Raw genomic sequence first — 20,968 nt, 5'->3', positions numbered from 1 at the left:
TGAATGGAGACGGAGGCATGGGGCTTCCCCTGACACGACTGCGGCAGCTCTTGACCACCCGGGACCAACGGCGCGCGGCGCTGCTGCTCGGGGCGATGGTGCTGGCCGGCTTCATCGACGTCGCGGGCGTGACCTCGATCTTGCCGTTCATGGCCGTGGTGGCCAACCCGGCCGTGATCGAGACGAATCGCTGGTTGCACACGCTGTTTACCGGGCTGGCATTCGACTCCCCCCAGCGCTTTCTGATCGGTTTGGGGCTGGGGGCGTTGGGGCTCCTGCTCCTCAGTAACGCCGTGTCGCTCGCCACCGCGGCGGCCATCTTGCGGTTTGCGAGCCGGCTGGGGCACCACCTGTCCCGGCGGATCCTCACGAGCTATTTGCGGCAACCCTACGCCTATTTTTTGGACCACAATACCTCACACCTGGTGGTGTCCTGCACGGAGGATGTGGTCCGCGTCACCAACGGCATCGTCGCGCCGACCCTCCAGGCGCTGGCCAAAGGGGTCATCGTCCTCAGCCTCCTGCTGCTGGTGCTGTGGGTCGATCCCTGGTTGGCGCTCTCAGTCGGGCTGGTGCTTGGGACCCTCTACACCGGCGTGTTTCTCGGGGTGCGGCACTTCGTGACCCGCCTGGGCGCGGCCAGTAAACACGCCCACCGCGAACGGGTGCGCCTGGCCACCGAGATGTTGCATGGGATCAAGGAGCTCAAGATTCTGGGCCAAGATCAAGCCTATCCCCAACGGTTTGCGCACTGGTCGGCGGTGTATGCCAGGAATCAGTGGCTCAGCGCCACTGTGACGCTGGTGCCGCGCTACGCGATCGAAAGCCTCGCGTTTGGCTCGATGATCGGGGTGGTGCTCTATCTGCTGGCGACGCACCGAGCGTTCACCGACGCGATGCCGGTGCTGGTCCTCTATGCCTTCACGGCCTACCGGTTGCTGCCGGCCTTTCAGCAGCTCTTCAGTAGCGCCACGCAGATCCGGTTCAATCTGAGCTCCTTGGAGGCGCTGGAAGCGCAGCTGACAGGGTCGGCGCGCGTCCCCGTCCGCGAGGCCCCGCCGCGGGGGCCCGAGGCCCGGCCCCGCGTGACCTTTGAGCGGGAGATTGTCCTCCGGAACATTCGCTTCGCCTACTCCCCGGGGCGCGCGCCGGTGCTCGATCAGTTCACGCTGACGATCCCGCGGAATGCGACGATCGCGTTGGTCGGGAGCACGGGGGCCGGGAAGACCACGATCGTGGATCTCATTCTGGGGCTGATTGCCCCGCAACACGGCTCCCTGCTCGTGGACGGCCTGCCGATCACGGCGGCGAATGTGACGGCCTGGCAGCAACAACTGGGGTATGTGCCGCAGCACATCTATGTCGCCGACGACAGCCTCGCGGCGAATATTGCCTTTGGCGTGCTCCCCGACCAGATCGACATGGAGCGGGTGCGGGAGGCCGCGCGCATCGCCAATCTGGACGAGTTTGTGCGGGAGGAGTTGCCGGACGGGTATGCCACCCGGGTGGGGGAGCGGGGGGTGGCCCTCAGCGGGGGGCAGCGGCAACGCATCGGCATCGCGCGGGCTCTGTACAGCGACCCGGACGTGCTGATTCTCGACGAGGCGACGAGCGCATTGGACGGCATCACCGAAGACGCGGTGACGGACGCGATCCGCACGATCTTCCATGAAAAAACGATCATTATGATCGCGCATCGCCTGGGGACGGTGCACCAGGCCGACCGGATTTATCTGCTCGAAGCCGGCGGGGTGGCCGATCAGGGGAGTTATGCCGAACTCCTGGCCCGCAACAAGGTCTTTCGCGCTATGGCCAAAGTAGATGGTTAGCGTCAGAATTGGTTGCGCGGCTGCTGATTCTCCCCACCGTTCCAAGCTGCAAGACAAGAGTAAACTACGGAATCGCTCGCCGTTCCGCTACCTCCGTGAATTTGAGCCCAGTTCCTTTGACCAAAACAAGAACATCCCATGGCCGCCTTTTGCGGGTGATCCTTCCGAATCGCGGAAGACTCCAAAATTATAGGTATAATTTAGTTCAATTTGTGACCGCCAAGGGGCACCGGACACCACACCGACACCCACGGTGGGCATAGAGTCCGTCGATTGTGTGATCCGTCCCTCTGCCGTAAAGCGCGGACGATCAACGAACGCCCAGCCCGCTTCCACGTAGGGATATAGGAAAAAAAGGGCTTCGTAACGATATTGCACATTCGCAATCGCATAGTGCCGAGGAAAGAGTTCATTAAATGCTACGCCATGAATCATCGGTAAGGATACTGCGTCCCATTCATAGCCTGTCGGCCGGCCAGGGAGACGAAATGCCGAAAACCGATCAAGATCCTTCCCAATTCCGGCGTGGATACTGGAAACCAGCCGGTGTTTCTCACTGCCCACGAAAGGCAGCCCTGATGCAGCCATTAGATATCCGCTGAATGCCAAGTAGGTGCGTTCTTTCTTGAAATCGGGTGTGTCAAAGGGAGGCCCCCCCCACGCGGACCATTTGGCGCGATGCCCATGGATCACATCTCCGCCCAGAGTTACTCCCTCATGTGGCAGTTCCATGAGATTGCGGGTCATGGCATCGATGCGAACCTTGAGGTGAATCCGTCCTTCGTAGGTATCGGCGGGGACGCCATACTGGGAGGAGGTATGTCCGGTGCCCTTAAACCAACGGAACCCGGGCTCGTACGTTACAAAGAGATTGACGGCGCTATCTTGCCTGAAAGGACGAACAGGGAGACGGTAACCGATCCCGACTCCACCGAAGGCGTAACTCCACTCAATCTCCGTTTCGCGGATTCGCTGTCCCTCTACATTCTCAGACCGTCCCAATGGCGCGATGAAGTTGTTCAAGGTAAAGAGCAGGGTCCAATTGGGATAGGCCCGGAGCCCGATGGAATAACTCAGGTCATTGACCACGCCCGAAACGGTTCCACGAAATCGACGATTGTCATCGTCCCAATTTCGCCAGACATAGAGCGCTCCGAAGGGGAGTAATTCGAGTTGGGACGGGCCGTCGGGAATCCACTGTAATCCGAAGCTCGCGGCTGTGACCGAGCGGCGATCTCTTGGAGCGACATGGATCTCCTCTCCAAAAAGCTTTGTGCGAAAATCTCCCCCGGCCAGTGGTGTGGGTTCTTCCATCGGCGTCGGCTCTCGCGCGGAGGGTTGGGCTTCGCTCAGCCCAGGGATCATGACGGCAAGCGCGAACCAGAGAACGGACCGCGATAGGGCATGGAGGATTTTGGGATTAGACCATCGTGAGGACATCGCGTCTTGTCGTACACAGAACAGCCGTTCCCCCAACTGCCTCTGTGGGGGGACATACGAGACTGACTACAACCGAATTTGTTCATCCCGAAAACCGCGTGATTGCAGGAGAGTTGTGATGGGAGTCGGTACCAACTCTCTACGGCTTTCGCGCGTACACCGCCAGCGGCACAGCGTTCGGAGTCAGCACAGGCCAGTGTTCATCGGAGGTTCCCCACACCGAACCGCCTTCCACCGGACGGCGGCCCGATGGTCCGGCGAGAGGCCCGGATGCCGTCCGATGGCTGGATGGAGATCACTTCTGCTTTGATTTCCCCGCGTTCGTCTTTTCCATCGCGCCTTTTGAGAATGGTTGAATGGAAAGGATATGGTTGTTGTCGTCGACTTTCGCCTCGATCATGTCCCCTTGCTTAATCGCCCCAGTAACCTTAGTGGTTTCGTCACGATGTAATTGTACTTCCGTGCCCTCCTTTGTCTTAATGAAATAATCTGCTCCATCGATGCGAACTATCTTCCCTCGGAATCTATTTTCGTTAAAACCTGTTTGATCTGTGACAGAGAACGGCTTCATGTTGTCGGATGGGGAGGGCTCATTCTCAGCCTCCGCCACGGTGAATAAGCCAAGACCCACTAACCCCACACATGAAATAAAACCAGCCATTTTCCAAGTGCCCATGAGAGCCTCCCCTGATTGAAAGTTAAGTCGACCGAGTAGGTCACCCATCGCTCATTGCGGTGACATTCACCGGATCACGGTTCCTTGGGGCGCTGCCCGCCATCATGGAAATAACGTGTGGCCAAGGCGCCCGCGCGCCCATCAATTACATCCTGAGAAGCATTGCAGGTCCCGCATCGAATTTTCAGGCCGACGCGATTGTTCAATGCTTCGGCTGTGAGGACGAGGTGATATCGCTCGCCTCCACAGACCGCGCACAAATAACCTTCCGGTTCCCTGCCTGAGTCGTGACGAACCTTTTGCGTGCCTTGTCGATCCTTCGAGACGTTGTAGATTTCTTGCATCGATTCCATCCTTTGGTTTGTCGACCAAACTCATAATATCTAACTCCTTCCCCGACTCCCCTAGGATAGACCCTAGTTTTTACAGGGCAGGGTAAGTAGCCTGATGGAGCCAAACTTAGGTAATCACGCCTGGGTGCACTGAGGGAGTCTCCTAGTTTGTTTGGTTCCCCTCCCATGGGACTGATAATCGTAATGCTCGCCGAGACGCGGTGTTGTAGAAGAGACGCGCGTGCGTAAATAACGAGCTCCCTCAGTCGCCTGAGCAGAGATAACCAATGAATATGACAAAAAGAAAAATGTCCGCGCCTCGCAAAATCATTCGGTACGCGGTCGTAGGGTTGGGGCACATCGCGCAAGCGGCCGTCTTGCCGGCATTCGGGCATGCGCGGGCGAACTCTGTGCTGAGTGCATTGGTCTCAGGCGATGAGGTGAAATTATCGAAGCTGTCGTCGCGCTACGGAGTAGAGCATACGTATACTTACGACCAATATGATGAATGCCTGCGGAGCGGCTTCGTGGATGCGGTTTATCTCACGCTGCCCAATCATCTCCACAAACAGTATGCCATCGCGGCCTTGCGCGAAGGCATTCATGTCCTGTGTGAAAAGCCGCTGGGCCTCACGGCGACGGAATGCAAGGCGATGATCCGGTCCTCGGCTCGTCGTCGCGCAAAACTTATGGTGGCCTACCGCCTGCACTTTGACGATGCCCATTTGAATCTCATGAGGCTGGTGCAATCCGGACGACTGGGCGATGTGAGGATCATTCAATCGTTATTTACGCAACAGGTGCGCAAGGGAGATACACGATTGGACCCAAAGGTCGGAGGAGGGCCGTTGCCGGATATCGGCATCTATTGTATCAATGCCGCCCGCTACTTTTTCCAAGCGGAACCATCTGAAGCCTTCGCCATGCAGCTCAGCAATAACGATGCAAGATTTCGGCGAGTAGAAGAGATGGACGGCGTCTGTCTACGTTTTCCTGGGGAGCGTCTGGCCTCATTCATCTGTAGTTTTGGAGCCTCAAACAGAGTGGATGTCGACATCGTCGGCACAAAAGGGAATGCGCGTCTCGAATCTGCTTATAAGTATTCGGCCGATATGAGACAAATCACCCAGATCGGGGAGAGGATCACGACTCGCCGCTATCCGGTACATGATCAATTCGCCCCCCAGCTTAAATATTTTACCGACTGTATCTTGAAGGATAAGGAGCCTGAGCCCTCCGGCCTTGAAGGCCTGATCGATGTGGCGATCATCGAAGCGCTTCAACGATCAGCTCGCTCCGGCAAACCGGTAACAGTCAGAGTCCCATCAAAGCGAAATCGCCCGTCGCCTCACCAAGGAATGCGGATCGCGCGGCCCCGAGTGCCGTCCCGGGTCCGTGTCAAATCGCCGACACGATAGACTGATTTTATGGCGGAGGAAGATGCATCCGCTCCTGAGAACCATCCGTTGTGTTTCCTCCGTGTGCCGCTTTTTCGATTTTACACTGCCCGTCGTGACAAGATTGTGTTCGTACGTCGCTTTTCTCCTCACATGACGTCTTGTCTTCCCGGCTGATGGCCGAGGCAAGGCATTGTTTCAACTTCTCTTTGGCTTGCGCGAGACACTGTGTGCAAAGACTCTGGTCGATCTGGGCGGAGAACACCACTCCGTATAGGATAAGTTGAGATAACCCCAAAATGGATTTGAATCGCATATCAGCCTTCCAAAGTTCATGCAACCGAGAAAAAGCGCTCTCGTGCGCTTATTGCAATTACGGGATGCGCCGAAATCGTAGACGGAGCCGTCACCCTAAGGCCGGAGGATCCTCGCGGTCCTCACCAGTCAGAGCCTCCACTTCTACGGTTTCTGCTTCCTGGAGCTCCGATATGCAGCCTTGTAGCACCTGTCGTCTCTGTTGAAGCGATTTTTTGAAATCGTCACTTTCCGTCGGAAGCTGGGCGGATTCCGGAAGGTTGACCATGGCTTCTGCTTCTCCGAGCGTCGCATATTTGTAGGATTGCAGTCGTTCATGCTCCGCACCATAGAGCTTGGTAAGCAACTGCTCGACCTCTCCATCGAATGCGGCCAATGCCTCATTTGGTTCGTGCAAGGCGCCTTCTTGAGATTGAGAGAGATCTTCCAGTTGTTGTACCAACGCTTCCAGTCGATGAGTTCGACTGGTTTCAGGCTGTGAACTTATTGAATTATTGGGGGTTGGCATATCTTCACTCTTCTTTCATTCATCAAAACAAGTGAGGGTATGAATCAGCGCTTCACTTGCTGCCTGTTATGCACCCTACAACGCATCTGGTTGAAACAATACTAGGGGATTCACCAGTCCTTTGTTGTTTCTGCTCCATTATCATGGGCAGAGCTCGGTTCGATCCGAAAGCAATGGCCGGGGACGGCAATGTTCACGGATGGATGGATGATTCGCTCCACGTTCATAATTTCGGGGGGCGTCTAGGCATATGCATCAAACCTCGGGAAGGAGAAGACATTATGGGGCACTACAAGGTCGGTCTCATTATTCCCCATCCTGAAGATCAGAAATGGGATTCGGTCTGGAAGCTGTTCCGTACCCCTAATTTAAACCTTCCCACCCTCGCCGCCCTCATCCCGGAGGATGAGTGGGATATTGAGATTCAAGACGAAATTGTCGGCCCTCTGAACTTCGAGCGCGACTATGACCTGGTCTTCATCACCGTGACCACCGTCGTCGCCATTCGTGCCTATGAGGTTGCCCGACTGTTCCGTGAGCGAGGGGCCAAAGTCGTGCTCGGCGGGATTCATCCCTCCACCCTTCCGGATGAAGCGATCAAACATGCCGATGCCATCGTCATCGGCGAGGGCGAGCTGACGGTCCCGCGGGTGCTCGAGGATTTCAAGAAAGGCAAACTGCAACCCCAGTACCGCATGCCCCACATGGTTCAACAATGGGATGAAAAGCCGCCGCGCTGGGATCTGTTACCGCCGGGGTATATGTTCCGCGACGCGCTGACAGCGACCAGAGGATGTAACTACCGCTGCACATTTTGCTCGATTCATTTGGCGTTAGGGGGCGGCCAGTATGGATTCCGGAAAAAACCACCGGCCGATGTCGTGAAGCTCGTCGAAAAAATGAACGGACCGATGGTCATGTTCTGGGACGATGACCTGTTGTCCGACCCGGCCTACGCGCGTGAGCTCTGCCAGGCCATGAAACCGCTCGGAAAGAAATGGATGAGCCAAATGAGCGCGACCTACGTCGCCCATCATCCCGAGTTGCTCAAGACGCTGAAGGAGGCCGGCTGCTCGGCGATGTTCATGGGGATCGAATCGATCAACCAAGACTCGCTCAAGTCCGTCGAGAAGCAAAATTCGGCGAAACTGTATGAAGAAATGATCAAGCGTATCCACGACCAGGGGATCGACATCCATGCGGGATTTATCTGCGGCTTGGACCATGAAGATGTCTATGACTTCGAGCGTACGGCCGAGTGGGCGACCAAGATGGGCTTGGCGGGCGCCCTGTGGCGGATCCTGACGCCCTATCCTGGGACCAAACAGTTTGCGGAGCTCAAGGCGGCCGGTCGGATCCTCACGGAGAACTGGACGGCCTACACAGGCGAACATGTGGTGTACAAGCCAGCCAAGATGACCGTCGAGCAATTGTACTGGGGGCACAAATGGGCCAAGGGGCAATTTTATTCGTATCGCTCTATCGGACAACGGGCGATCCAGCGCGCTTCGCAGAACGGGTTCGGCGAGCTGCTCAACATTACCGGTTGCGGCCTGGGCTACCGTTCCATGTTTCACCTGGCGGCCGACTCGGCGCCGGTGAACGTCTATAGAGACATTCACCATTTACCGCCACAAGAAGAGCCGGTCGCATACCGGTTTCCCTATCCATCCCCGAAGAGGTTCAGCTTTATCACCGATCGACTGGACCAATTCCGGTCCAAGGTGCAGCCGAGACCGAGGATCAATAAGTGACTGGATAACATCGGCCCCGGAAATTCGGACCCTGTGAGACGGTGGGGGAGCCTCGCTTCCCCGAAGCCACTGGGTGGTGGCACATTCAGAGGAGCGAGGCGATAGGGAGCACGAGACGGAATCACCGCTTTTTGATTGTTATCAGGGGCCCTACGGTTTTATCGGTTGGGTTTGCACGTCATGCACAAAAGTCAGAGCATGCTTGCTTTTATCATCATACTTCACAACGACTCTGTCTCCAATGGCAGGATCCGGGTCCTTCTCCTTCCTCTCAGTCGTCTTATCGAGATGAAGCTGGACCACCTCACCCGTCGCGACGTTCTCTACCGACACTTGCCATGAGTGCTTGGCCGCGTCGCGCTCCATGACTTTGACGACCTTGCCATAGATCGTGGTGCCCGGGACTTCGACATCCGGCTTGTCGTAGACCGCCCTATCAGCAGCCAGACCCGCGAGCGAAAGCGTCAAACCACACAGGAGAGTGAGAAATCCTATACTCATTCGTTTGCATAGGCTGCGCATGCTGGACCTCCTTGAGGAAGTGGTTGCAGGGGAGCAACCGTTACTGACACGTAAGCCAACTATATGGGTGAGATGTGGAACAAGCACCTGGATCTATCCCTAGCACGGAGCCGCGAGCTGACCCGCTTCTCGCAATCGCTTTGCTTCACCCTGACATCGAGGAGTCAGACTGTGCGGAAGCCGTCGCAAATAACGAACGGCGGACCGATCGACTCAGGGCTTTCCCCAGTGTGAGCATGACTCTGCCAGGGAGTATCGTTTAGTTTCGGCAGCCGAACTGAACATGGCAAGGAGCGCGATCCTGCGGATATGACGGCAGGAAATGAAGAGGGAAATGTACAGACTTATTTCAAGAGGGACTAACCATGAAAAAAGAAATCGTCACATGTGCGATCGTTGCGGGCTTGTTGTTGTGTGCCGGACAAACGTCCTGGGCCGACCACACGTTGCCGGACATTGTGAAGGGGACGAAGATCATCGGGAAACCTGTTCAAAATTTGCAAGGTAGGAATCTGGGTAAGATCGAAGATTTTGCGATTGATGAAATAGACGGCTCCGTTCGATACGCCGTGCTGTCGTTTGGAGGGGTGCTCGGGCTCGGAGAAAAATACTTTGCGATTCCCTGGGAAGCGTTGACCCTCAGCAACGATCGAAAACATTTCGTGCTTGATCTGGAGGAGAAGGTCTTAACGCAGGCCCCTGGGTTTAACAAGGATAAATGGCCGGACTTCGCCGACCCGGATTACCATGTCACCATTTATGAATTTTATAACATTCCCGTCCGGGCTTCGAAGGAACAGGATGGAGTGGTCGTAAAAGAAAGAGCCCCTGCCGGTGTGACCAGATAAGGGCAGGAGGCTATGAAGCAATCTTATGCCATAAAGGTTGCCGATCATCAGCAAGGTCCGCAGCGAACAAGACTCTTCTTGGTCATGCGTACGAAGGGGGGACTGTGATGGGAATGGTTATGCTGAGGTCGAGCGAACAGGACTATGGGAGGAAATTCCGATCCAATAGTCAGAGCGTAAGAGAGGCAATCGTGGTCGATGTCACGGTATTCAGTCCCATTTCCACGATTCAGGAGGCGGTCTATATTCTCAGCAAGACGGGCTGCAACTACATCGTCGTATTCGACGGTTCTGAACCTGTGGGAATGTTGAGCCGTCTTCAGCTCGATCGATATACCGAAGAACGGCTGGAGGGGGCCCCTCCAGCGCTGCTCCGTGATGTCATGTTGCCCATCCCCTTCCGCGCCAGAGTGTACGACAGATTAGGGACAGTGCGCGCAGCGATGATGAAGAGAGGGCTCTCCTGGCTTCCTGTTCTTGATGAGCGATGCAAGTTAGCCGGAGTGGTGCTCTCTTGATGAGAACCGTCTAGAACCATCTGTGTACGCGCAGGTTCGTGATTTTCCGCGGTCTCCGTCATATCGCCACCTCAAATGCACAGGCGCTAGGGCTTTGACCTGTGGAGGAATCAAAAAAGGTGGAATACTGCTGCATGACCTCTTCAACTTCTCAATAAGGAGCTAAACCATGAAACAGGAAAACCCGGTCACCGATCGCACGGCCTTTGTCACCGATTTAGAAACCATTCGCCGAAGAGCCAGGCAACAGATCGAAGAAGGCGCTGTGACGCAGGGTTACGATGGAGATTCCAGGACGGTCGTGCGACTGCTCAATGACGCATTGGCCACTGAAATCGTCTGCGTGCTGCGTTATCGACGGCATTACTTCATGGCTCAGGGAATGAGTTCGGAGAGCGTGAAAAATGAATTTCTTCAGCATGCGAATGAAGAACAGGGCCATGCGGACCAGTTGGCGGAGCGGATCGTTCAGTTAGGCGGCGAACCGAATCTCTCTCCGGATGGGATGCTCAGTCGGAGCCATTCCGAATATATCGAAGGTGAGAGTCTCGAAGGGATGATCAAGGAAGATCTCATCGCGGAGCGCATTGCCATCGACAGTTACCGGGACATGATTGAGTATGTCAGGAGCTTCGACCCGACCACCCGCAGGCTCTTGGAAGAAATCCTGGCCAAAGAAGAGGAGCATGCGGAGGATCTCGTCGGTCTCCTCAAATGACCGATGGACAACCAAGGGGGTGCGCTCTCCACATCTATGGGAATCCCTAGTGGGACCGAAGCACGGAAGCGGATACGGTATCGATGCGTATGCGGAGCGCACCATCGACCACAGCGCGCCGAAGGGATTTCATTCATAACCATATCGATGAGGAGGAAGATATGAACGCGGACCAATTCAAGGGCAAGTGGAATCAATTTAAAGGAGAAGTCAAAAAGAAATGGGGCGCATTCACCGACGATGACTTGAAGCAAGCCGAAGGAGATTACGATAAATTCATGGGGCGAGTTCAAGAACGCTACGGCGATAAAAAGGAAGAAGTGATCCGATGGACGACGGATTGGTATGAGAAGGAGAAGCCTTCTGCCGGCGCGAAACCGTAACTGCCTTTTCTTGCTTTTCCTTCGAGCGGCCTGGTCGAGCAGACCAGGCCGCTCAACCCCCTGTCACCGCCGTCACCAGGTCCGATTCCTACAAGGAGCGTACGCTCGATGTCGCATGGTTCTGTCGGCAAAAGGGGACGGGCGAGCGAAGGAGTAGGGATCAACGCGCTATGCCATCAGTGATTGTGCGACGTCGCAATGTGTAATCGATCTGGTCTTGAGGTCGAGCGGCGTTCACATCACCGCTTTACCTGCCGCCAGGCACGGAGCGCCGTTACGGCAAGCCTGTTGTGGATATGGTTTCTATTGTTCCCCTATGTGCTGGGCGCAGGGACGGTCGAGGATGCGTATATCGCGGGGTACACCGCTTCATCACTCGAGCATGAGTTCGGTCTTCGCGACGCCGCGCTGGAAGTACATGACGGCATGGTCACGGTTCTCCTGGTTGCGGGATCGCAGGTCGATCGTGAGAAATTGGAAGCAGCGATAAAACGGATTCCCGGTGTGGTACGGGTGGACATCCGGAGCGAAACAGCGGAAAAGTTCCAACAGCGTTCGATAAGTGATCCACAGGCCGGCGATGCGCAAAAGCAGCCTAGCGGCGCCATAACCACCGCCATCGAAAACCATACCTCCAAGTGGATGCCGCACGGACTGTTGTTCGATCCCCTGCATGCCGATCTCCGGTGGCCACGCTTTTCGGCCGCGTACCGCTCATTTGCGACGGGGTTGGATCTGTCCGGAGGATTCGCCGGAAATTTCGGTGAAACATTCGCGCTCTACCGAAACAAGGCTCTGTTCGGCGGCGAATGGGAACTCGGTGTGCAAGCGGGAGTATTCAGTCTGCTTGATTTCGGGCAACAATCGATCGATTTGGTCAATGCCGACTACAGAGTAGGAGTGGTGTCCGGTTATCGCGCGAATGCCTGGTCCGGGTTTGTGCGTCTCCTGCATCAAAGCTCGCATCTCGGAGACGAATTCATTCTGAATAACCCCCAGGTGACACGTATCAATCTGAGCTTCGAAGAGTTGGATATGAAAATAGCCTATGACGCTGCAACCTGGTTGCGCGTCTATGGCGGCGGTGGTGTGTTGCTCCGTCGAGAACCACAGATCGGGCGCGGAACGGCCCAGTGGGGAATCGAGATGACCAGTCCCGTCACTTTCTTGGAGGGACGTGTGCGCCCAGTCGCGTATGGAGATTTTCAAGCGAATGAACGGGCACATTGGTCGGTCTCGCGTTCATTGATGGCGGGCTTGCAGCTTGAAAATGCCCGCATCGGAGATCGCCGCTTACAGCTGCTTTTCGAGTATTACTTCGGCCCGTCTCCGGACGGGCAGTTCTATAGGAGAATGGTCGAATGGTATGGGGTAGGGCTACACTTTTTCTATTGAATGCGATCGCGGTCTCTTCTCAAGTCGACCCTCCAGCCCGCGCCTGTCGGTTCAGGGACTTTCCCAGATGTCCATCGTAGGTTGTCATGGTGGGATAGTGGCGACTGACATTCTCGACAAGAGGGAATACAAAGAGGAGGACAGGAGACACTATGACGCCGTCGTGGAAGAGTCTACTGCAACCAGCTCAGCTCTGGACATTGTTCAAAGATACCGTTGCCGCCTGGAACAACGATAAGGTCCCCCGTCACGGAGCGGCGCTCGCCTATTATACCGTCCTCTCCTTGGTGCCATTGCTGGTCGTGATCATTGCGATAGTCGGGGTCATATTCGGCCGCGAAGCCGGGCAAGGCTACATCTTAGAACAGATTGGAAGTTTGGTGGGTCCGCAAAGCGCGGAGGCCATCAAGGAGATGATTCAACGGGCGAGTGAACCCTCGACAGGAATCATGGCCACCGTGCTAGCCACAGGAACGTTGCTTCTCGGCGCCTCTGGAGTTTTTGCGCAACTCCAAGACTCTTTGAACTCGATTTGGGGAGTCAAGCCCAAAGAGGGTCGGGGACTGTGGGGACTTATCCATGATCGATTTCTGTCAGTCGCCGCCCTCCTCGGAACCGCATTTTTGCTTCTGGTGTCTCTCGCGCTGAGCGCCGCGTTGTCGGCATTCGGAAAATGGTTTGGGGGGTGGCTTCCAGCTCCTGAATTTGTATTGCAAATATCGGAGCTCCTCATTTCGCTTGCCGTCATCACCGGACTGTTTGCCTTAATGTTCAAGGTGCTTCCCGATGCGCACGTTGCATGGCGTGATGTGTGGGTGGGCGCGGCTCTGACGGCGTTGCTCTTTACGATCGGGAAATTCGCGATCGGATTGTATCTCGGTAAGAGCGACGTGGGCTCCGCGTATGGGGCGGCCGGCTCCCTTGTGATCGTGCTCGTATGGGTCTATTACTCGGCGCAAATCGTGCTGTTTGGCGCTGAATTTACACAAGTCTATGCGAATGCAGTCGGGGCGCGTATCGTCCCGTCAGAAAATGCAGTGGTCGAGGATCCCCACAAGGCTGAAGATGTCGGAGGTGTGAGTCCCCTGTCTCCCGGTAGACATACCGGCAGCCACACACACTCAGGATCACTCGCCGGGGTTGGAGCCCCTCTTTCACCGGCTCCCTCGTCGGGATCCGTTGGGCGATTCCCCTGGTGGCTTGGACTCGCCGTGATTGGCCTGTCGCTGCTCCGATCTTCACGCGAGTCGGCGAAGTAACTCAGAGGTTCCCTCAGACTTCAAGCCGGCTTGTGGTCATCCACCGGAAGGACGCCTCACGGTCACTTCGGCACCGACTGTCACCGGCAATACCAGCGTCACCGTCGTGCCTTTCCCCGCCAGGGACTCCAGATCAACTCGGCCGCCCATGGCGCGAAAACGCTCGCGTACGCTGACGAGCCCCAGATGGCCGGGTTCGGCGGAGCGTTGCAATACCTCAGGCGACAATCCCTTGCCTCCATCCGACACCGCGACGCGCAAAATATCGCCGACGCCGAGCGATACGGTCACGGTCGCTCGATCCACGCCCGCATGTTTCATCACATTGAACAACAACTCGCGCACGGCCTGAAACACCACCACCGCCTGTTCTTCCGGCAGCGGCACGGAGTCGCAGTCGGTCTGAATGTCCACCCGTAGCCCATCCTTTTCGAATCGTTCACCCAGCCACGTGAGCGCAGCCGGTAAACCGGAATCCTGGAGCGACGGCGGGCTCAGCTCGGCGATCAGCGTGCGCGTATAGATCAAGGCCTGTTGAAACACCTTGTCCAAATCCTGCATGAGGGTCGCGCTTCCCGGATGGGACGGACTCTGTTTCTTCAGCATGCTCATTTTCATCTGTCCGACGGCAAGCATCTGCGCCAGATAATCATGGAGATCACGAGCCAGCTTGCGGCGCTCCCGCTGCTCCGTCAGACTGAGTTGTGAGGTGACCGTCATCAACCGACCTTGCGTCGCCAGCAATTCGCCGGTCCGTTCTTGAACCCGAATCTCCAGCTCGTCTTTCCACCGACGCAACTCCGCTTCTTGTCGTTTTCGGTCGGTGATGTCGCGCGCGACCTTGCAGGCGCCGGTGATTCGACCGTGCTCGTCCTTGATGGGAGACACGGTCAAAGACATATTGAGCAATGTCCCGTCCTTTCGTCGCCAGACGGTCTCATAATGTTCGACTGATTTTCCCGCCCTGATGCGGGCCAGAATACCCGGCTCTTCATGAATGCGTTCCGGCGGCATAAGGATGGTAATCAAGCGACCCACGATTTCATGCTCGGTGTAACCGAAAAGACGTTCCGCTCCACGATTCCAGGTCGTGATGATACCGTTCAAATCTTTGCTGATGATGGCGTCATCGGACGATGTCACGATCGCGGCCAACTGAGCTTGCGCCAGTTCCGCCTCGCGCAACTCCGTGATGTCGGTGTTCGTGCCGAACCAGCGGACGATCCGCCCGTCGGAATCCCGGATCGGCATGGCGCGAGACAGGAACCACCGGTATCGGCCGTCCCGTCCACGCAAAGGGAACGTGTCCTCCCATTCTTCACCTGCCTCAAGGGCTGTTTGCCATTTGTCGATCACGCGTTGCAGATGGTCGGGATGGTGAACCGCTTTCCATCCCCAACCTTGCATCTGCTCCAACGTCGTGCCCGTATAGTCGAACCAGCGCCGGTTGTACCACAAGAGCCAACCCTTGGCGTCGGCCATCCACGCGAACTGCGAGATATGGTCCGCCAAGGTGCGGAAACGTTCCTCGCTTTCACGAACCGCCGATTCCGCTTCACGCAACGCCGTCACGTCCGTCACGGCCACCAAGACCCGCCGCCAATCGTCTCCGGGACGGGGCGCCTTGATGGTGAACAACACCGAGAGACTTTGCCCGTCGACCGCGCGTAGCGAGGCGGGTCGTTCGTGCAAGTCCCGCCCTTCCCAAAATGCGATCAATTCTTCCCTGAACACCGCGGTCGTTTCGGGAGCAAAGATGCGATCGAGGGCGCCGAGCAACGCCTCTTTCGACGTCGCATGGAAGAGCCTGATCGCGTACTCATTCACATTCGTGACGCGGATCAGTGGAATGGAGATCGCCACCTTTTCGGGATTCGCATCGAGGTACCCGCTCAGATCCGTGACGCCTTCCGAGCGAAGATCCTCGAACCACCGTCGGATGTTCGACCAATCTTCTTCAAACAACGACACCCCGGCGCTTTCAAACATATGCCTGTATTTCTCTTCGCTCTCTGCCAGCGCTTGCTCGCCTTGTTTGCGCTCCGTGATGTCGATGACGGACCCGATGTAGCCGAGAAATCGCCCTTCAGGCGAGAACCGAGGCGCGGCGGCATCGATCGCCCAGCGATAGGCCCCGTCATGCCTTCGCAAGCGATATTCGAGCCTGAATGCGCCATGTGTTTTGTTCGCTCGGACAAATGTCCGCTCTGCCGATGCGCGGTCGTCCGCATGGACGGCATGGGTCCATCCGAATCCCAAGCCGGTCTCCGGGGTCTGGCCGGTGAAGTCGTACCATGACCGGCTCAAAAATGAGCATGTCCCATCCGGTTCCGTCACCCACACCATGATCGGAGCGTTATCCGCCATATTGTGGAACCGTTTTTCGCTCTCTTTCAGCGTCGCCTCCTGCCGCTTCTGCTCGGTGATGTCCCGCTTCATACCGACGTAACACAGCACCTCGCCTGTATCGTCATAGATGCCGAAGGCCGATAAGGCGATATCGATCCATCGGCCGTCTTTGCGGCGTGATCGGACCTCACCCCGGAAACGTCCGGTATCGATCAACTCTCCGGCGACTTGCTGGAATGTTTCTTCCCCGAGGTAGAGAGCCGGCGTCCGGCCAAGTATCTCCTCATCGGAATACCCCAGCAGGATACGGTGGGCGAGGTTCTGTTCAATGTACCGGCTGTTCCGATCGATGAGCGCAATGCCATCGGTGGCAGCGGCAATGATGGTGCGATACAGAGCGAGCTTGTCTTCCGCTTGTTTGCGGACGGTGATGTCTTGCTCCACACCGGTCATGCGAACGGCATGGCCCGCATCGTCATGCAAGAACCGTCCTCTCGCCGTCCGGATCAATCTGAGGTTTTCTTTCTCACGATCCGCCAACCGTAGCAGCGTGTTCACCGTGGCCAGCAACTCCATCGGATCGATGGGCTCGATCAGATAGCCGTCGGCGTCGACTTCAAGCCTGGTTGGAAGCTCCATCTTGGACGTGCGCGGAGAGGAGACCTGCAATACCATGATGTGAGAAGTGTCGGGATCGGCTTTAAGGCGTCGGCAGACTTCGAGGCCGTCGATGCCGGGCAGGCTGATATCAAGGACGATCAATTCCGGTCGATGCGAGGCCGTCATGAGCAACGTCTCTTCGCCGGTGGAAGCTTCGATCACACTGTGGCCGGCTTGGCTCAGTATTTGGCTGCGGGCATAACGGATCGCCTCGACAGCGTCGACGACTAAAATCAGCGCGCTATGTCTGCTGAGTGCTGAAGACACCGCCATGCCTGTGCGCGTCTTTCGGAGAAAAAGACATCATTGCTTAGGCACCTAAGACCTAGGGACACGGTCTTCAGCTCGTAATTGTACGGGCCGTTATTGATGAAGATCAATGCCAAATGCGGCGGGAGTTCCGTCTAAAACCAAGTGCAAGGCAAACACCTAGTAGACCGCCTGACGCAAACGAGAATACGTTCATCCATGACAGAAGATAACCGTATTTCTGGATCTTTAGGCAGGAATACCGTCCATCTGTGCGTGGACATGCAGCGCATGTTTGCCGAGCCCACCGAATGGATGATGCCGTGGTCGGCAAAAGTCTTGCCGCAAGTCACGGCCCTCGTGAAATACCAACCAGAGAAAACGATGTTCACCCGCTTCATTCCCGCGCACAGAGCAGGTCAAGGGCAGGGGATGTGGAAACAATACTACGAGTGTTGGGCCTCAATGACAGTGGAAAATCTAGGCGCGGACATGCTGGAACTCGTCCCTGCCTTAGCCCGGTTCACACCGCCTGCTGCTGTCATCGATAAGCATGTCTATGGACCCTGGATGGAAACCGATCTCCATCAACGTTTGCAAAAACGGGGCGTCACGACCCTGATCATATCCGGCGGGGAAACGGATGTGTGCGTGCTTGCCACCGTTCTGGGAGCGGTTGACCTAGGATATCGGGTTGTTTTGGCTAAAGATGCCTTATGTAGTTCGTCCGACGAAGCTCATGATGCCGCAATCGATCTCTATCACCAGCGCTACCGCGGTCAGGTTGAGCCGGTAGAGACGGAAACGATTCTTCGCAACTGGATCCGGTGACGCTGGAACGCCATGCCCCTCGCTGGCTTCGCCGAGATCTGGACGGTGACGGTCAGTCCCCCCTTACTCGATTCTGAGATTATCGAGGAGCCAGCGATTTTTTTCCTATGGGCTTCCCTAGTATGACGGCCATCGAAATGCCGTTAGGGTAGGAAAGTTGGGATGTCGGTGGCCGAATTCATCTGACGTTAAAAATATGGGAGGTCCTATGACAGGCAATACAGCATTGGCAGCAGGAGTGATAGAGATGTTGAAAGAGGATCATGAAAAGGTAAAAGGTCTGTTCGAAGAGTTCGAATCGGCTGAGGGGAAAGAGCAGGCGGACATCGCAGCCACCGCCATTATGGAGCTCGAAGTCCATGCCGACTTGGAGGAAAAACTGATCTACCCGGCCATTCGAGAACACATCGACGAAGATGAGAAGATGAATGAGGCGCTTGAGGAGCACCATCTCGTCCATGTCCTGATCAAGGAACTCAAGAAACTCAAACCCCACGATGCAGTGTTTCAGGCCAAGTTCAAAGTACTGGCTGAATTGGTGAAGCACCATATCGAGGAAGAAGAAGGGGAGATGTTGCCTGCGGCACAAAAGAGCGACATCGATTGGGAAGCGCTGGAGGCTGCCGTACTAAAGCGGAAGGACACCGTGGTGACCAAACTCACCGGAGGCAAGAAGCCCTTCTCGAAAAGTTAGAATTATAAGAGCCGCTTCTTTCAGAACAGCCTGGGAGAAGCGGCTTACCCTCTCCATATTGTCCTGGTCAACTTGAGCGGGCTCTATTATTCGGGGTCTATTATTATGGAGCGACTATCTGTCTGTCCGGCGACTTCGTAATTGCCAATCCCAATGTCATCCCCAACCTCTCGCTGGTTCGAGGCAGAGGACGTTACTCCCCCGCTACGATTGCTCAATTTGGATTCGCAGAATTCCTCCCGCCGTTTCCGGTTTAGAAGCCAAGATCGTGTGAATGTCACCACCCGGCGATTACGAGCCTCCCGCGCATTCTGGCATATGAGGCTTTCAGAGCTATGGTCCGGATGGATATTGTGCGCGATTCGGACAGTTTATCCTCTCTATCTTGAATCGTCGGTGCGTTCCCATCGGTTGTGACGGCCTTATTTTTTGATACTGTCGGTGCAAACCGGTGACATTTCATCGAAAGTCATTATCGCCACGAGTCAAGGCCGCAAAGGCGTGCATCTTGCTAACCTCCCTGCGCAAGCGCTGACACACTCTTCATGACATGTTTAACGGGAGGTTCTTTATGAAATCAATGACAAGGGTTCTTCTATCCGGGGTTCTCAGCATCCTGGCGGGAGTCTCGCTCTCATATGCGCAGACGACCTTTCCGGATCGGTCCCCAACCGTCGACCCAGGGACGGAGCGTACGATACAGCGTGATGGAGGCGTAGTGGAAGAGCGCGGGCCGCACGATCGAATCGTGGTGACAGAGCGGGTTGTGCATCGGAAACACGAGGGCGAATCCTACGTAGCCGGCTTCGGTGGATTCACGTTGGGGCATAGTTTTACGAACGTCGATGGCACAGGAACGCTCTCGGGGACAGGTGTCGAAAGTTTAGACCTGGCCAACTCGGCGGTATACGGTATGAAAGCCGGGTACTTCCTCCCGACCCGCAAATTAAATTGGCTGGGGTTTGAACTGGAAGGATTCAGCACCTCGCCGCATTTGGAGCGGCAAAACGGCTTTGCGGATGGATCCAATCTCCGCGTTTCCACGGTGGCCATCAATGTGATTGCGAGAAAAAGACTGGCCTGTGACGATCGCGATCGCCATGATCCCACGCGCCACCCGACGGTCCACGACAAGAATGGTCGACATTACGGTAAGGACGGTGGGCATTACGATTACGATAAGGATGGCCGGCATTACGATGATGATTGGTCGCCGGAAGCCGAGAATGCACGGTGCCCGCTACAAGTCTATGCCGGCGCCGGTCCGGCGATATTCTTTGCCGAGACGTCCAATCAGTTTGCATCGAGTTCAGAAAATGGTGAAGTCGGTATCAACGCGCTGGCCGGGGTGAAATATTTCGTGCATCGCAACGTGTCGATCTTCGGCGAATACAAGTTCAACTATGCCGGTTTCGATTTTGCACAGTACGGAACCCCCGCGTCGGTCGGCGGTTCCGGGGGTATCTCGGGCAATTACAAGGCGAGCCACTTCGTGGGAGGGCTGGGTGTTCACTTCTAGGATTTGACCGGAATCACATTATTTTGTAGGGAGGCGTTGGACTGCATCCTCATTCGAACCGGGACCGACGGATGCATCGTCGGTCCCGAGTTCAGCTCCAGTGTCTCGTACCATCCTTTCAGACGTTGGGCGTAGTCACACTCATGGCTATGGTTATGCCGTCGAAACGGACGTACACGGGGGTACGGACGGAGGATGTGGAGAAATGCCACCTTCGAGTAGGGCCATCAATTCGTAGACCTGCGCTTCCTCCACCGGCCGAGTAGTTGATCGAGCGGACCTGTGCGATTGTACGGCAGTCGCGAACGGTGGATAGACTCACTGAAATATTTCGGGCTCGCTGGATGTTTATCGAATCGTGAGGGGCGGCTGTGTGATCGAGTTCGCAACGGCCGGCGCGGGAAATACTATCGGCATTTTCCAAACATGCATTCATGTAAATGCCGGAAAGCAAGGAGAGACACATGTCAATTATGGGGTGGATTCTATTTGGATTGATGGTCGGCGTGGTGGCGAAGCTGTTAATGCCTGGGCGCGACCCTGGGGGGATGTTCGTGACGATCCTTCTTGGGATTGCAGGCGCACTGATCGGGGGTTTTATCGGCCGTGGGCTTGGTTGGTATGAGGAAAGCGATCCAGTCGGTTTCATCATGGCCGTAATTGGGGCTATTTTGCTGTTATTCGCCTATCGCAAAATGAGCGGATCTCCTAGTGTGGGAGGAAGCTGAGATTGTGGCCGATAAAGAAGTGGAATCAGGACGTATTGTACGGA

Annotated in this window: 19 protein-coding genes; 13 read left to right on the top strand and 6 right to left on the bottom strand. The window is 56.0% G+C overall.

Annotated features, from left to right (window positions below; translation table 11 throughout):
• The first annotated feature begins 17 nt into the window (after positions 1 to 17).
• A complete protein-coding gene (locus COMA2_RS18840; RefSeq protein ID WP_090902152.1) occupies positions 18 to 1,829 on the top strand; it encodes an ABC transporter ATP-binding protein in 1,812 nt (603 codons plus the stop codon).
• Between the two features lie 87 nt (positions 1,830 to 1,916).
• Here COMA2_RS18840 and COMA2_RS18835 read toward each other — a convergent pair whose 3' ends face one another.
• The 3 genes from COMA2_RS18835 to COMA2_RS18825 all read right to left on the bottom strand — a co-directional run bounded on the left by COMA2_RS18835 (position 1,917) and on the right by COMA2_RS18825 (position 4,289).
• On the bottom strand, positions 1,917 to 3,269 hold the full coding sequence (locus COMA2_RS18835) for a hypothetical protein (protein ID WP_090902149.1): 1,353 nt from the start codon (positions 3,267 to 3,269) through the stop codon (positions 1,917 to 1,919).
• Positions 3,270 to 3,564: 295 nt separating this feature from the next.
• Positions 3,565 to 3,945, bottom strand: coding sequence for a hypothetical protein (locus tag COMA2_RS18830; RefSeq protein ID WP_139077505.1), 381 nt, complete (start codon positions 3,943 to 3,945; stop codon positions 3,565 to 3,567).
• A 74-nt stretch (positions 3,946 to 4,019) separates the two neighbouring features.
• Positions 4,020 to 4,289: a hypothetical protein gene (locus COMA2_RS18825; RefSeq protein WP_139077503.1), complete on the bottom strand. Its 270-nt coding sequence runs from the start codon at positions 4,287 to 4,289 to the stop codon at positions 4,020 to 4,022.
• A 275-nt stretch (positions 4,290 to 4,564) separates the two neighbouring features.
• On the opposite strand from COMA2_RS18825, the gene COMA2_RS18820 reads away from it, so the two are divergent.
• A complete protein-coding gene (locus COMA2_RS18820) occupies positions 4,565 to 5,695 on the top strand; it encodes a Gfo/Idh/MocA family protein (RefSeq protein ID WP_090902141.1) in 1,131 nt (376 codons plus the stop codon).
• Positions 5,696 to 6,080: 385 nt separating this feature from the next.
• Here the strand turns inward: COMA2_RS18820 and COMA2_RS18810 are convergent, their stop codons facing one another.
• Positions 6,081 to 6,497, bottom strand: coding sequence for a hypothetical protein (locus tag COMA2_RS18810; RefSeq protein ID WP_090902135.1), 417 nt, complete (start codon positions 6,495 to 6,497; stop codon positions 6,081 to 6,083).
• A gap of 281 nt (positions 6,498 to 6,778) precedes the next feature.
• On the opposite strand from COMA2_RS18810, the gene COMA2_RS18805 reads away from it, so the two are divergent.
• A complete protein-coding gene (locus tag COMA2_RS18805; protein ID WP_175304731.1) occupies positions 6,779 to 8,251 on the top strand; it encodes a B12-binding domain-containing radical SAM protein in 1,473 nt (490 codons plus the stop codon).
• Between the two features lie 150 nt (positions 8,252 to 8,401).
• Here COMA2_RS18805 and COMA2_RS18800 read toward each other — a convergent pair whose 3' ends face one another.
• Positions 8,402 to 8,773 carry a hypothetical protein gene (locus COMA2_RS18800; protein WP_090902129.1) on the bottom strand — a complete coding sequence of 124 codons (372 nt, stop codon included), beginning with the start codon at positions 8,771 to 8,773 and terminating at the stop codon, positions 8,402 to 8,404.
• A 365-nt stretch (positions 8,774 to 9,138) separates the two neighbouring features.
• Between COMA2_RS18800 and COMA2_RS18795 the strand changes: the two genes are divergently transcribed.
• From COMA2_RS18795 to COMA2_RS18770, 6 genes are all read left to right on the top strand, one after another.
• Positions 9,139 to 9,621 carry a PRC-barrel domain-containing protein gene (locus tag COMA2_RS18795; protein WP_090902125.1) on the top strand — a complete coding sequence of 161 codons (483 nt, stop codon included), beginning with the start codon at positions 9,139 to 9,141 and terminating at the stop codon, positions 9,619 to 9,621.
• Between the two features lie 119 nt (positions 9,622 to 9,740).
• The gene (locus COMA2_RS18790; RefSeq protein ID WP_217490829.1) at positions 9,741 to 10,139 is read left to right on the top strand and encodes a CBS domain-containing protein; all 399 of its coding nucleotides are present in this window, start codon (positions 9,741 to 9,743) and stop codon (positions 10,137 to 10,139) included.
• A gap of 169 nt (positions 10,140 to 10,308) precedes the next feature.
• Positions 10,309 to 10,857, top strand: coding sequence for a ferritin-like domain-containing protein (locus COMA2_RS18785; RefSeq protein WP_090902120.1), 549 nt, complete (start codon positions 10,309 to 10,311; stop codon positions 10,855 to 10,857).
• 161 nt (positions 10,858 to 11,018) lie between these two features.
• Positions 11,019 to 11,240, top strand: a complete 222-nt coding sequence (locus COMA2_RS18780) for a CsbD family protein (protein ID WP_090902118.1) — start codon at positions 11,019 to 11,021, stop codon at positions 11,238 to 11,240.
• 198 nt (positions 11,241 to 11,438) lie between these two features.
• On the top strand, positions 11,439 to 12,635 hold the full coding sequence (locus COMA2_RS18775; RefSeq protein ID WP_090902115.1) for a DUF1207 domain-containing protein: 1,197 nt from the start codon (positions 11,439 to 11,441) through the stop codon (positions 12,633 to 12,635).
• A gap of 152 nt (positions 12,636 to 12,787) precedes the next feature.
• A complete protein-coding gene (locus COMA2_RS18770) occupies positions 12,788 to 13,894 on the top strand; it encodes a YihY/virulence factor BrkB family protein (protein WP_090902113.1) in 1,107 nt (368 codons plus the stop codon).
• Positions 13,895 to 13,930: 36 nt separating this feature from the next.
• Here the strand turns inward: COMA2_RS18770 and COMA2_RS19925 are convergent, their stop codons facing one another.
• The gene (locus COMA2_RS19925; protein WP_139077499.1) at positions 13,931 to 17,176 is read right to left on the bottom strand and encodes a PAS domain S-box protein; all 3,246 of its coding nucleotides are present in this window, start codon (positions 17,174 to 17,176) and stop codon (positions 13,931 to 13,933) included.
• Between the two features lie 195 nt (positions 17,177 to 17,371).
• Between COMA2_RS19925 and COMA2_RS18745 the strand changes: the two genes are divergently transcribed.
• The 4 genes from COMA2_RS18745 to COMA2_RS18730 all read left to right on the top strand — a co-directional run bounded on the left by COMA2_RS18745 (position 17,372) and on the right by COMA2_RS18730 (position 20,924).
• Complete coding sequence (locus COMA2_RS18745; RefSeq protein WP_090902110.1) at positions 17,372 to 17,983, top strand: cysteine hydrolase family protein; 612 nt, start codon at positions 17,372 to 17,374, stop codon at positions 17,981 to 17,983.
• A gap of 208 nt (positions 17,984 to 18,191) precedes the next feature.
• On the top strand, positions 18,192 to 18,677 hold the full coding sequence (locus tag COMA2_RS18740) for a hemerythrin domain-containing protein (protein WP_175304730.1): 486 nt from the start codon (positions 18,192 to 18,194) through the stop codon (positions 18,675 to 18,677).
• 571 nt (positions 18,678 to 19,248) lie between these two features.
• Positions 19,249 to 20,196: a hypothetical protein gene (locus COMA2_RS18735; RefSeq protein WP_090902104.1), complete on the top strand. Its 948-nt coding sequence runs from the start codon at positions 19,249 to 19,251 to the stop codon at positions 20,194 to 20,196.
• 464 nt (positions 20,197 to 20,660) lie between these two features.
• Positions 20,661 to 20,924: a GlsB/YeaQ/YmgE family stress response membrane protein gene (locus COMA2_RS18730; RefSeq protein ID WP_090902101.1), complete on the top strand. Its 264-nt coding sequence runs from the start codon at positions 20,661 to 20,663 to the stop codon at positions 20,922 to 20,924.
• The last annotated feature ends 44 nt before the right edge of the window (positions 20,925 to 20,968 follow it).

Source organism: Candidatus Nitrospira nitrificans (assembly GCF_001458775.1).
In the GTDB taxonomy this organism is placed as follows: domain Bacteria; phylum Nitrospirota; class Nitrospiria; order Nitrospirales; family Nitrospiraceae; genus Nitrospira_D; species Nitrospira_D nitrificans.
Note: the sequence above shows the minus strand (reverse complement) of the source record. Positions and strands in the feature narration are given on the sequence as shown.

What these genes read in the sequence shown, in the direction of transcription:
- COMA2_RS18740 (WP_175304730.1), top strand. Translation starts at nt 18,192, where the DNA reads ATGACAGGCAATACAGCATTGGCAGCAGGAGTGATAGAGATGTTGAAA.
- COMA2_RS18830 (WP_139077505.1), bottom strand. Translation starts at nt 3,945, where the DNA reads ATGGGCACTTGGAAAATGGCTGGTTTTATTTCATGTGTGGGGTTAGTG.
- COMA2_RS18730 (WP_090902101.1), top strand. Translation starts at nt 20,661, where the DNA reads ATGTCAATTATGGGGTGGATTCTATTTGGATTGATGGTCGGCGTGGTG.
- COMA2_RS18795 (WP_090902125.1), top strand. Translation starts at nt 9,139, where the DNA reads ATGAAAAAAGAAATCGTCACATGTGCGATCGTTGCGGGCTTGTTGTTG.
- COMA2_RS18835 (WP_090902149.1), bottom strand. Translation starts at nt 3,269, where the DNA reads ATGTCCTCACGATGGTCTAATCCCAAAATCCTCCATGCCCTATCGCGG.
- COMA2_RS18810 (WP_090902135.1), bottom strand. Translation starts at nt 6,497, where the DNA reads ATGCCAACCCCCAATAATTCAATAAGTTCACAGCCTGAAACCAGTCGA.
- COMA2_RS18735 (WP_090902104.1), top strand. Translation starts at nt 19,249, where the DNA reads ATGAAATCAATGACAAGGGTTCTTCTATCCGGGGTTCTCAGCATCCTG.
- COMA2_RS18770 (WP_090902113.1), top strand. Translation starts at nt 12,788, where the DNA reads ATGACGCCGTCGTGGAAGAGTCTACTGCAACCAGCTCAGCTCTGGACA.
- COMA2_RS19925 (WP_139077499.1), bottom strand. Translation starts at nt 17,176, where the DNA reads ATGGCGGTGTCTTCAGCACTCAGCAGACATAGCGCGCTGATTTTAGTC.
- COMA2_RS18775 (WP_090902115.1), top strand. Translation starts at nt 11,439, where the DNA reads ATGTGTAATCGATCTGGTCTTGAGGTCGAGCGGCGTTCACATCACCGC.
- COMA2_RS18785 (WP_090902120.1), top strand. Translation starts at nt 10,309, where the DNA reads ATGAAACAGGAAAACCCGGTCACCGATCGCACGGCCTTTGTCACCGAT.
- COMA2_RS18745 (WP_090902110.1), top strand. Translation starts at nt 17,372, where the DNA reads ATGACAGAAGATAACCGTATTTCTGGATCTTTAGGCAGGAATACCGTC.
- COMA2_RS18800 (WP_090902129.1), bottom strand. Translation starts at nt 8,773, where the DNA reads ATGCGCAGCCTATGCAAACGAATGAGTATAGGATTTCTCACTCTCCTG.
- COMA2_RS18805 (WP_175304731.1), top strand. Translation starts at nt 6,779, where the DNA reads ATGGGGCACTACAAGGTCGGTCTCATTATTCCCCATCCTGAAGATCAG.
- COMA2_RS18790 (WP_217490829.1), top strand. Translation starts at nt 9,741, where the DNA reads ATGCTGAGGTCGAGCGAACAGGACTATGGGAGGAAATTCCGATCCAAT.
- COMA2_RS18820 (WP_090902141.1), top strand. Translation starts at nt 4,565, where the DNA reads ATGAATATGACAAAAAGAAAAATGTCCGCGCCTCGCAAAATCATTCGG.
- COMA2_RS18825 (WP_139077503.1), bottom strand. Translation starts at nt 4,289, where the DNA reads ATGCAAGAAATCTACAACGTCTCGAAGGATCGACAAGGCACGCAAAAG.
- COMA2_RS18780 (WP_090902118.1), top strand. Translation starts at nt 11,019, where the DNA reads ATGAACGCGGACCAATTCAAGGGCAAGTGGAATCAATTTAAAGGAGAA.
- COMA2_RS18840 (WP_090902152.1), top strand. Translation starts at nt 18, where the DNA reads ATGGGGCTTCCCCTGACACGACTGCGGCAGCTCTTGACCACCCGGGAC.